Below are 10,327 nucleotides of genomic sequence, written 5' to 3' on the forward strand. Positions count from 1 at the left end.
TCAACTCCTATCTTTACTGTAAATAACAACTGTATAACCCCTGTCAAAGGATAAAAATACAGGTCTATCTATAAATTCGTTAGAAGCATAGACTTTTTTAAAGAAAAAATTTCTTTCATTTAAAGGATATTTGGCTCCTTCAATGGTCAAAGGAACATCCTCTGTCGGCAGAAAGGCCAGATAATCCATGCCTACCACCGGCTTGATTTCATGACGGCCAGAGGGAACATAACGGATGCAATTCTGGGCATCTACTAAGATCAGCTGCTCCATATAGGGAGCGATTTTATCATTGCTGGGCAAAAAAACATTGGCCAGAGCATGGTCTAAACGACCGCCAAAGGCGCCGAAAATCGTCAGATAAGCATCTGGATAGCGCTCAAAGCAAGCCAGAACAGCCAATTCTAAGTCCGTATCATCCTTTTCAGGCTGAGCCTGAATGACTTCCTTGGCGCCAGCTTTTATGCGCAGCAATTCTTCATCAGAAACAGAATCAAAATCGCCAATCGCTAAGTCCAGAGGCAAGCCCTGCTTTAGCAGATAAAAGGCGCCACGATCAACTCCGACAAAAAGATCAAAATCCCGATTGACCGCAGTCAAATCACCGCCAGCAAACAGAGCAATTCTAGGCATCTAACGCATCCCTCAAGGTCTGAACTTGATGGCTGACATCACCTTTGAAGACATAGCTACCTGCTACGAAAATATTGGCGCCAGCTTCTCTAGCCATCTGAATCGTCTTATCATCAATCCCACCGTCAACTTCAATATCAAAGTTCAGCTGATTGGCCTCTCGCAAAGCGACCAGTTCACGAATCTTACCCATGGTTTCGGGCAGAAAAGCCTGACCGCCAAATCCTGGGTTGACTGTCATAACCAAGACCTGATCCACTAGATTCAAGACATTTTTAATCGCTTCAACCGGTGTTCCAGGATTGATAACAACACTAGGCTTGACACCTGCTGCACGAATCTTCTGCAAAGCACCATGAATATGCGGCGTTGCTTCCACATGGATGCTGATAATATCTGCACCTGCCCGAGCAAATTCCTCAATATGGTGTTCAGGATTGGACACCATGAGATGGCAATCAAAAACCATCTTACTGTGGGGACGCATACTTGCTACGACACCAGCACCAAAGCTGATATTAGGGACAAAATGACCATCCATGACATCCAAATGGGCATACTCCGCTCCGCTAGCTTCTAGCTTTTTCAACTCCGTCTCAAAATTAGCATAATCCGCACTCAGAACAGAGGGAGCAATTTTAAATGTTTTCATGATTGTTCCTTTCTTTATTTAGGAAGTTTTTTAGCTGTCTTTTTATAGGTTTCACGACGGTTCTCGATTTCACTGAGAAATTGCAGGTAATTTTCAAAACGAAAAGCAGCAATTCGCTCGGCTTCTACGGCTGGTTTGACGGCACAAGCCGGCTCGTGCGTATGGGTACAAGTGCGGAACTTGCAGTCCCGACTGATTTCGGCAATTTCTGGAAAGGCGGCGTTCAGGTCTTCTGCCTTGTCTACTTCATAGTCTAAGGAAGAAAAGCCTGGAGTGTCCGCAATTTTTCCGCCATTTAGGTTATAAAAGCTAACCGCCCGTGTCGTATGGCGACCCCGCCCCAGACTTTCAGAAATTTCTCCTGTTTCTAATTGCAAGTTTGGTGCAATTTTATTGAGCAGAGTGGATTTTCCGACACCGGTCTGACCCATGAACACAGTGATTTTCCCCGTCAGAAGTGGCAGTAAATCCTCGACAGACTGGACCACCTGATAGCCAATCTGCTGATAGACCTGAACATAAGTAGCCAAGCTCCCTTCATCCTCCAGCAGATCCAACTTACTCAGATAGATGAGGGGGTGGATGCCCTTGTGCTCCAAAAGTACCAGAAAACGATCCAAGAGATTGGCATTGAAGTCTGGCTCTTTAGCACTCATGATGACAACGGCCTGATCAATGTTGACAATGGGTGGCCGCACCAAACTATTTTTACGCTCAGCTATTTTTAAAATGTAGCCTTCAGAGTCCTTGTCCGCTGAAAATTCGACATGATCGCCAACATAAGGCGTTTGTCCTTTTTTGCGGAAATTCCCACGCGCTCTCGTCTGATACACCTGCCCATCTGACTCTACATAATAAAAGCCAGCCAAGGCTTTGATAATTATTCCTTGCAAGACTGCTCCTTTAAAGTTAATACAATTATTATATCAAAAAATGATGAATTTAGCTTGCCAGTTTGATAGTAAAGGCGGAAAATTATTCCTCATAAGATCTTTTGTAAAATAAAGATATAATATTGCAAGCGCTTTCTAAAAGTATTATAATATATATGATAAATACCAAATGGTTACTACTTTATTTTGAGGAAGGGACAAGGTCGATTAGAAAGGAAGGTGAGCATTTACTGGTTTCTTGTCCATCTGCTTTTTTACTGGAACATCCTATGATGCGGAAGTTCCTCTTATCCTAGAAGGAAGTTCTGACTACTTGGATGCTCCATACTAGGTATAAGGAGGTTATTTATGAGCCTTTCATTTCTATCAAAGAGCAATCCGCTCATTTCCAACGTAAAAAAGGGGAAATTTTTAACCCCTTGGTTTCTATCTCCCTTTATCCTCTACTACACCACCCAGTACATGTCTCCGATTAGGAAGGCCTCAACTGATTTCTTTTTAGACAAACAAAGTTGGATCCCAGACTGGTGGAATATTTTAGACCTTTTATCTTTCCTTTACACTATCATCGCCTTCTTCCTTTGGGTCAGGTTCATTGAAAAGCGGCCGATACGGACCATGGGATTCTCCAAGGGAAATGGACTATCAGAATTTACAAAAGGTGTCTTGGTTGGTGCCATCATGATTACGACCGTTCTAGTAGTCTTCTTTATCACAGGAGATGCCAAATTTGACCGTATTCAATTTAGTCTGCCTTTCCTTGTTTCTTGGATGTTAGTTCTCATCGGCTATATTTTGCAAACAGCTGCGGAAGAAATTTATATCCGCGGATGGTTGGTACCAATCATCTCCTACCACAAAAATGCCTATTTAGCGATTCTGATTGCTTCAACCATGTTCTCTTATTTCCATTTGGACAATAACGGAGCATCTTGGCTTTCGACACTTCACCTGTTTATTTTCGGATTATTCACCGCTGTCTATGCCATGAAGCGTGGAAATATCTGGGGACCTTGTGGCTTCCACTTTGCTTGGAATTTCATTATGGGAAATGTATATGGCTTCCACGTCAGTGGATATGACAGCGAGTCTTCCTTGATGTACTTTACAGCTTCCAATCGTACCTTCATTACCGGCGGCCAATTCGGTCCCGAAGGAGGTATTCCGGGCTTGGTTGTCTTCATCTTGGCGCTGTTATGGGTCACCTTTATCCTGAAAGATACCTCAAAAGAACAAGAATCCCTCTATCCGCAAGCTATCGAATAAATGAAAATACACTTGCAAACAATCACTGCTTAGACTTTGATAGCCACTTTTAATTTCTACAATCAGCTTTCAAAAGCCTCTATTTACCACTATTTCCCTGTGCCTGCCCTAGCCAAAACTTACCATTTTCTCTTGCCATTTTCAAAAAATATGTTATAATAAAAAGCAAGCGGAGGTGGTGGAACGGCAGACACGCATGCTTCAGGCGCATGTGCCCGTACGGGTGTGAGGGTTCAAATCCCTTCCTCCGCATCGAACAGGAACTCTTGTCCAAGTTGACAAGAGTTTTTCTTTTGAAGAATTATGGAAACCTCGTGAAATTTATTTCAAAAAACCAGCCCTTTCTGAAAAGGGCTGGTTTTCATAATCTTATAATCCTTGTTCCTTCAAGGCATCCGCCAGACGGGCAAAATCTGCCAAAGTCAAGGCTTCCCCCCGAACACTTGGAGACAATTCAGCTTGCTCTAAAGCAGCTGTTAGCTTAGCCTTGGTCTCCTCTGACTTCCCAAAATGACTGGTCAGATTGTTCCAGAGCGTCTTGCGACGGTGGACAAAGCTAACCTTGGAAACCTTGAAAAAGAATTTCTCGTCTTGGACTTCAACTGCAGGCTGGTCTCTGCGTACCATCTTGAGAATGGCCGAATCCACATTTGGTGCTGGCACAAAGACTGTCCGCGGCACGATAAAGGCAACCTTGGCAGTCATGTAATACTGCACGGCAATAGACAAACTGCCGTAGGCCTTGGTATTAGGCTGAGCCGAAATCCGATCCGCCACTTCTTTTTGCATCATAACGACAAACTCACTAAAAGGAATCCCGCTCTCAATCAAATGCATAAGAATAGGCGTCGTGATATAGTAGGGCAGATTCGCCACTACCTTGATAGGCAGGTCTGGATTTTTAAACTCTGCTATGTACTGAGCCAGATCAACCTTGAGAATATCCTGATTGACCACAGTCACATTGTCAAAATCGCGCAGAGTATCCGCCAAAATCGGCACCAGACGATCATCGATCTCAAAGGCCATAACCTCTGCAGCATTTTCCGCCAAAAATTCTGTCAATGCCCCAATTCCAGGACCAATCTCGATGACATTGATCTTTTTATCAATCTCGGCTGTATCCACAATCTTCTGGAGGATGTTGGTATCAGTCAGGAAATTCTGACCGAACGATTTTTTGAAAGTGAAACCGTGACGCTCCAGAATGGCACGGGTCACACTATAATCTGCAATTCTCATTTTCTCTCTTTTCTATTTCTTAGCCATCATATAAAAAATCAACCGAATTACTAGTACCAATAAAAGCAAATATACTATGCCATTACCTCGGTTATTCTCTTTCGCATCGGCCCCAGTCTCATCAAGCACTTGATCATCTTCTTGGACTTGTACCTGCTCTTCTTTTTGGCTTTGCTCTTGTTTAGCTTCTTGGCATTGCACTTGATCATCTTCTTGACGTTGTACTAGCTTATCTTCTTGAACTTGGACTTGCTCAGCCTCTTGAACTTGCACTTGTTTATCTTTTGGGCCTTGCATTTTCTTCAACTCATCTTGGTATGCAACCGAGTCTAGAATATTATCCTCTGGCAACAATTTTGAGGCATAATAATCAGGAAACCCCATGGCAAGCCCAATCAAGTTCGTACCTGTTAAAGAAAAATCCAATTCTTGGGGTTGATTTCCCTGAATTGCTCGGATGTTTTTTAAAAGCTTACGCGAAGTTGTAGACAATCCGTCCATAGAAGCAACTTCTAAAATATCAAATCCTAGCATGTCACCATCTTTGACATTTGCAAGAATATAGCGAACAAAATCATTATATAGTTGCAAGACCTGAGGGGCATTCTTTTCTAAAAAAGACCGATTTTTGTGGGAATTTTTCTGGAATTTTTCAATAGGAAGTAAGATATTAAATTTTTTCCATAGAATACTAGGCATTCGCAAATCTTTTTCATCCCAGAATAATTGCCAAAAATAAGGAATTATGTAAACGCCCTCCGTTAGAATACGTGCCTCATCGCCGTTTTTTAAATAAATATAGCTTCTATTTGCCATGTCATCTCCCTTCACAATTTTTTATCAAAGTTGCAAGTTCTGTTAAAATCACACCAAACAGTTCCAACCGCTTGAGTCACCTCTTGTTTCCACCATTACCAGTACAGATGCTTGCTAATTCGTTATTTGTTATCTTTTAAAGAGATCATTTGCTCAAGCAAGGAATAGAGGTTTTTCTGCTCTTCTTCCTCGTAAGCAAATGTATTAGCCTTAACTTCTTTGCATTTCTCGTCATACAAAAAGCCCTCATAGCCATCTTCTGTAGATAAAGCTGTATAGACTTTCGCCATTTCTTCAGGACTAATCGAAAATCTCGACTTAATTTTATACAGATTTTTCATAAAAGCGCTGAGGTGATCATAGCGGCGCATATCTACTTTGACATTGGTCACACGAATCGCCTGAATTTTGATGCCTTTCCACTGTTTCCGCATATAAAGCGACAGCATCAACAAGGCCAGTTTATTCTGATAATAGGTCTTGGCAGGACTGTAATGTTTTTGACCAGATAAATTTTCAAAATCAAGCTTCATGAAAGGATAAAGCACCAGTCCTTGGGAAGAAATATTAATAATCCGACCACTTTCTGACTTTTCTAACAAGCCTCTCAACAAGGTAGAAAGCAAGAAGGGAGCGCCCACGTTGGTCGCAAACTGCTTTTCTAATCCATCTTTGGTTATCACAGGACTTTTGATTGATAAATCAAAATCAGCCGCATTGTTAATTAAAACATCTAAAGTCTCTTCTTTTTGGATATACTGTTCTATCGTTTTCCTGACGCTCTTCATATCAGACAAATCAACCAAGGTATAATCTATATGCGGATTTCCTGTTTGTTGACGGATTTTCTCACAGGCTTGCTCAGCAGCTTCTTTTCTCCGGCAAAATAGGGTCACTGACCACTCTTTTTCAGCTAACTGTTTAGCAACCTGGTAGCCAATACCACTATTGTCGCCCGTAATAATTACTTTTTTCATTTCTGACTCCGTTAGACTGAATACTTGAGCATGGCTTCTTCCACTTCTGCCAAGGTTACGCCAAACAGTTCCAACCGCTTGAGCAGCTGTTTGCCATTGGAATAGCCGATGCGGAGTTGCTCGCCCAGATACTCTCGGCGCTGACGGCTGTCGCTCCCTAGGAGCAATCCCAGCCGCATGAGGTCATTCTTTGTCACATCAAAATCACTGCTTGACTCAAATTGGCCGGTTACCCCAGCGAGGGCTGTCTTTAAGTCCTCAAAGCTAGCGTGCTCAATACCTAGTGAGCGCCCTTTGGTCTTGGACTTGGGAGCTGCTTCGTCACGCTTGAGAAAGGCATGTTGGACTGCGGGAATTTCCGTCATAATCAGACGGCGAATCCGCTCGCCGTTGAAATCAGGGTCTGTAAAGACAATGACTCCATGTAAGTCCTGCAGGTGGCGAATCCGCTCGATATCTGCATCGCTAATGGCAGAACCTCTAGTTTCATAGGTCTCAACATCAAAATAGCGCTTGAGATTGGCTGTGTCATCACGCCCTTCCACAACGACCACTTGGGGGATTTTTATCTTTTCAGTCAAGTCCAAACACCTTCTTTGCATTGGCATAGGTCGCCTGCGCTACTTCGTCGACAGTCAGTCCACGAAGTTCCGCAATTTTTTCCACAACATAGCGGGTATAGGCTGTTTTGTTTTCTCGGCCACGCTTGGGAACAGGTGCCAGATAAGGCGCATCTGTCTCGACGAGGATTTTCTCCAAAGGCAGGTTCTGCGCAGCTTCTTGAATATCCGTCGCTTTTTTAAAGGTGACAACTCCAGAAAAGGAAATCATCATCCCCAGCTCGATAAAGCGCTCTGCCATTTCCAAAGAACCCGAATAAGAGTGCATGATACCGCCACGAGGGCCTACACCCTCACTCTTGATAATCTCATAGGTGTCTTCTAAAGCGTCGCGCGTGTGGACGACAAAGGGCAGATCTAACTCTTTGGAGAGCTGGATTTGTCGGCGAAATACTCGCTCTTGCACTTCCTTTGGCGCTGTCATCCAGTGATAATCCAGCCCAATCTCGCCCAGAGCCACCACTTTTGGATGAGCAAGCTTGTCCAGCAGATAGGCTTCCACCGCCTCATCATAAGTCCCAGCCTCAGTCGGATGCCAGCCAATCGTAGCATAAATCTGCTCATAATTATCGGCCAACTCCAAGGCGCGCTCAATGGTCGGCCGATCAAAACCGACAACATTCATATTGCTAACGCCCATTTCTGCAGCCAACCGAAGTTCTTCTGCCTCTCGACCAGCAAATTCTTCCACATTTAAATGCGTGTGTGTATCAAAAATTTTCATGCTTTACTTCCTTGTATTTCCTGCTTTTCATTATACCAAAAAAGTCAGATAAAGGGGCAAGAGCTTTACTTTCTCTCCACCTACTTCAGCGGGTATTTGTTATTTTTACAGCACCTATCAAAAATACTTTTACTGTTTTTTGATAATTTTTTATTATTTTTCGATATTTTGTTATTGATTATCGATATGTATTGTGATATAGTAAATAAAAATAGAAATTTATTTGGAGGAATCCATGTCAAAGACAAGACAAAAAACAGCTGAAGATATAAGCATTGTGCTTACAAAAATCAGCCTCAGCATTTTATTTATTGCTTCCATTGTCCTGATAGCCATCGGACCTTGGGTAGTCAGCCTAGTCATTGAATTTCCCTCTCCTTTCTTTCAGGGAGAAAGTCGCTATTGGATATTGTTGCTTCTAGGCTATGTCTTAGGCTGCCTGGCTCTGACCTGTATCGTGCATCTCTATCGGCTCCTCAGCCGCATCGGGAAAAATCAGGTCTTTATCAGACAGAATGTACAGTATATGCGCTATCTGGGCTGGGAAGTTGGAATGGTCACCCTCATTTCTTTCTTTATGGGCTTGACAGTCTATATGCCCATGCTCCTCGTAGCCGTTTCTTGCTGCATTTTAACCTTGATTATTCGGGTTATCCGCAATGCTTTTGGCAAGGCAATTGAGCTGCAAGAAGAAGTAGACTACACGATTTAGGAGGGACTATGATTCAGATAAATTTAGACCTTGTCATGGCTCAAAAACGGATTAGTGCTGGACGCTTAGCAGAATTGATTGACCTCACTCCTGCCAACTTGTCCATCTTGAAAAATAACCGAGCCAAGGCAATACGCTTTTCAACACTTAATGCCCTTTGTCGGGAATTGGACTGCCAACCCGGCGATATTCTTGAATATATCACAGATGAAACCGAGGAGGAATAAACATGGAAACACCATCACAAGAACAGATGACGGGGCAACCCTACCTTCCTTTTGAAAAAGACCAAGAACGAAAAAGCATCTTCACAGCTTTAAATATAAAGGAACTGAAGAATTATAGAATCAGCTCTCTCATTCTCTATTTTTTGGCCTACTTTTATACAGTTGCCATCGACGGCAACAAGACCATTTACTTTTTTCCTATTGCGATTGGTTTAATTAGCCTGACCGAGTGGTTAATAAGAAAAACGCCAAAAAGCTTGCCTCAAATCGAAAAGGATGCCTCTACTGGGCTCGAGTCCAAGCTTTTCCTGATTCTCAGTTTGACTCAGGCACTGGCACTCAGTATCTGGGGCTTTCACCCACAATTAGAAATTTTTCAGACTTTGACTCTCCACATCTCCTTTTCTTTTTATATCCTGTCACGGACGGGTTGGCTCAATCAAGGCCGTTTGGGGATCATGGTTTGGTACGATAGCATTCAGGCCTTTGTGATTCTACCTTTTAGAAACTTTTTCGCTGGTCTTCAAGTCTTTGCTCTGAGCGATAAGACTTCAGATGTAACTACTGAAGACAGCGATTCTTCGAGGAAAGCACTCCAAAGTACGATGATCGCAAGTAGCCTTCTTATTGCTGGTATGCTGGTCTTCTTCGTTTGGTCACAACTCAGCCAAGTCTCTGATCGATTTGCTCTTTTCTTTAGTGATACAGCTGATGCCTTGCATCTTTTCTTTGAATTGATTTTTGCAAATCTTGATACAGACGCCATCGCTCTTCGCATCTTTTTGGCCCTACCTATTGGCCTCTATCTCTACAGTCTGATTGTTGGCAGCTTACTGAATCAAAAGAATATCAAAGTTACCTATCAAAGCTTCCAAAATAAAATTCAGCCACTGCGAATGTTTCCTGCTTTTACAGCCTATATCATCATCGGCAGCCTCTGCCTGACCTACGCTCTCTTTTTCCTCGTTGGTTTAGGAGAATTAAGCGAACTCCTTAGTGCTGGCACTAGCCTCCAAACCATTTCTCCACAAAATGCCTCAACTGTTGCTGTTGCTGGTTTCTGGCAGCTTGTTCGTGTATCACTTCTAAATTTCGCTGTCCTAGCCGCCTTTTATTTACTGGCCCAAAAACCTCTCTGGGACCAGAAAGGTACTCGTCTAGCCAGCACTATTCTCTTTACTTTCGCATTTTTACTGGCCTTGCTTGCTGGCTGGAAACTCTTTGGCATCTACATCTATCTCTACGGTCCAACACCATTGCGCCTGATCTCCGCTTGGTTTATCCTCGTTCTACTGGTCTGGTGTATTCTGACCCTGATTCGCTTCTACAAGCCCATCCAAGCGATCCGAATCGGTATCTTCTACGCCCTTATTAGTTTCACGCTGCTCTGCTATCTCTATCCTCTGCTCTTAGCTGCTTGATAGAGAGCATACTTATATGCCAATATAAGTATCAAAAAGAGGCTGGGACAAAAGTCCTAGCCTCTCAATTGTCTTTGGATTGTCGAGCAAGACGCAGTGGTTGAGTGGGCTCTATTACGCTGATTTCATCAGCTTTTACAGCCC

Annotated in this window: 12 protein-coding genes and 1 tRNA gene; 5 read left to right on the top strand and 8 right to left on the bottom strand. The window is 43.1% G+C overall.

The annotated features are described in order from the left end of the window. Genes A0765_RS00480 through rsgA form a run of 3 tightly spaced genes read right to left on the bottom strand, consistent with a single transcriptional unit; the run spans position 1 to position 2,178 of the window. Positions 1 to 633 carry a thiamine diphosphokinase gene (locus A0765_RS00480; RefSeq protein WP_062004029.1) on the bottom strand — a complete coding sequence of 211 codons (633 nt, stop codon included), beginning with the start codon at positions 631 to 633 and terminating at the stop codon, positions 1 to 3. Beyond that, a complete protein-coding gene (rpe, locus tag A0765_RS00485) occupies positions 626 to 1,285 on the bottom strand; it encodes a ribulose-phosphate 3-epimerase (protein WP_045500502.1) in 660 nt (219 codons plus the stop codon). Before rpe ends, A0765_RS00480 begins: the two co-directional genes overlap by 8 nt. A gap of 14 nt (positions 1,286 to 1,299) precedes the next feature. After that, complete coding sequence (rsgA, locus tag A0765_RS00490; protein ID WP_062004030.1) at positions 1,300 to 2,178, bottom strand: ribosome small subunit-dependent GTPase A; 879 nt, start codon at positions 2,176 to 2,178, stop codon at positions 1,300 to 1,302. A 348-nt stretch (positions 2,179 to 2,526) separates the two neighbouring features. Between rsgA and A0765_RS00495 the strand changes: the two genes are divergently transcribed. Then, positions 2,527 to 3,444, top strand: a complete 918-nt coding sequence (locus A0765_RS00495; protein ID WP_062004033.1) for a CPBP family intramembrane glutamic endopeptidase — start codon at positions 2,527 to 2,529, stop codon at positions 3,442 to 3,444. A 169-nt stretch (positions 3,445 to 3,613) separates the two neighbouring features. Then, positions 3,614 to 3,696 (top strand) — tRNA-Leu (locus A0765_RS00500). A 117-nt stretch (positions 3,697 to 3,813) separates the two neighbouring features. Here A0765_RS00500 and rsmA read toward each other — a convergent pair. The 5 genes from rsmA to A0765_RS00525 form a co-directional block, all read right to left on the bottom strand. Continuing rightward, the gene (gene rsmA, locus A0765_RS00505; RefSeq protein ID WP_062004035.1) at positions 3,814 to 4,686 is read right to left on the bottom strand and encodes a 16S rRNA (adenine(1518)-N(6)/adenine(1519)-N(6))-dimethyltransferase RsmA; all 873 of its coding nucleotides are present in this window, start codon (positions 4,684 to 4,686) and stop codon (positions 3,814 to 3,816) included. 12 nt (positions 4,687 to 4,698) lie between these two features. After that, on the bottom strand, positions 4,699 to 5,502 hold the full coding sequence (locus A0765_RS00510) for a hypothetical protein (RefSeq protein WP_062004037.1): 804 nt from the start codon (positions 5,500 to 5,502) through the stop codon (positions 4,699 to 4,701). Positions 5,503 to 5,624: 122 nt separating this feature from the next. Continuing rightward, complete coding sequence (locus A0765_RS00515; RefSeq protein ID WP_062004039.1) at positions 5,625 to 6,479, bottom strand: SDR family NAD(P)-dependent oxidoreductase; 855 nt, start codon at positions 6,477 to 6,479, stop codon at positions 5,625 to 5,627. 11 nt (positions 6,480 to 6,490) lie between these two features. Beyond that, on the bottom strand, positions 6,491 to 7,087 hold the full coding sequence (gene rnmV, locus A0765_RS00520) for a ribonuclease M5 (protein WP_062004041.1): 597 nt from the start codon (positions 7,085 to 7,087) through the stop codon (positions 6,491 to 6,493). Then, complete coding sequence (locus A0765_RS00525) at positions 7,053 to 7,823, bottom strand: TatD family hydrolase (RefSeq protein ID WP_062004042.1); 771 nt, start codon at positions 7,821 to 7,823, stop codon at positions 7,053 to 7,055. Before A0765_RS00525 ends, rnmV begins: the two co-directional genes overlap by 35 nt. A gap of 235 nt (positions 7,824 to 8,058) precedes the next feature. Here A0765_RS00525 and A0765_RS00530 point away from each other — a divergent pair, with 235 nt between their 5' ends. The 3 genes from A0765_RS00530 to A0765_RS00540 are packed head-to-tail and all read left to right on the top strand — an operon-like array spanning position 8,059 to position 10,183. Then, positions 8,059 to 8,535, top strand: a complete 477-nt coding sequence (locus tag A0765_RS00530; protein ID WP_005592081.1) for a DUF2975 domain-containing protein — start codon at positions 8,059 to 8,061, stop codon at positions 8,533 to 8,535. Between the two features lie 8 nt (positions 8,536 to 8,543). Next, entirely contained in the window at positions 8,544 to 8,762 is a 219-nt protein-coding gene (locus A0765_RS00535) for a helix-turn-helix domain-containing protein (protein WP_005591644.1), read from the top strand. A gap of 2 nt (positions 8,763 to 8,764) precedes the next feature. Then, entirely contained in the window at positions 8,765 to 10,183 is a 1,419-nt protein-coding gene (locus tag A0765_RS00540; RefSeq protein ID WP_062004043.1) for a DUF4153 domain-containing protein, read from the top strand. Positions 10,184 to 10,327 lie beyond the last annotated feature (144 nt).

It is taken from the genome of Streptococcus cristatus (assembly GCF_001588905.1).
GTDB classification, from domain to species: Bacteria; Bacillota; Bacilli; order Lactobacillales; family Streptococcaceae; genus Streptococcus; species Streptococcus cristatus_N.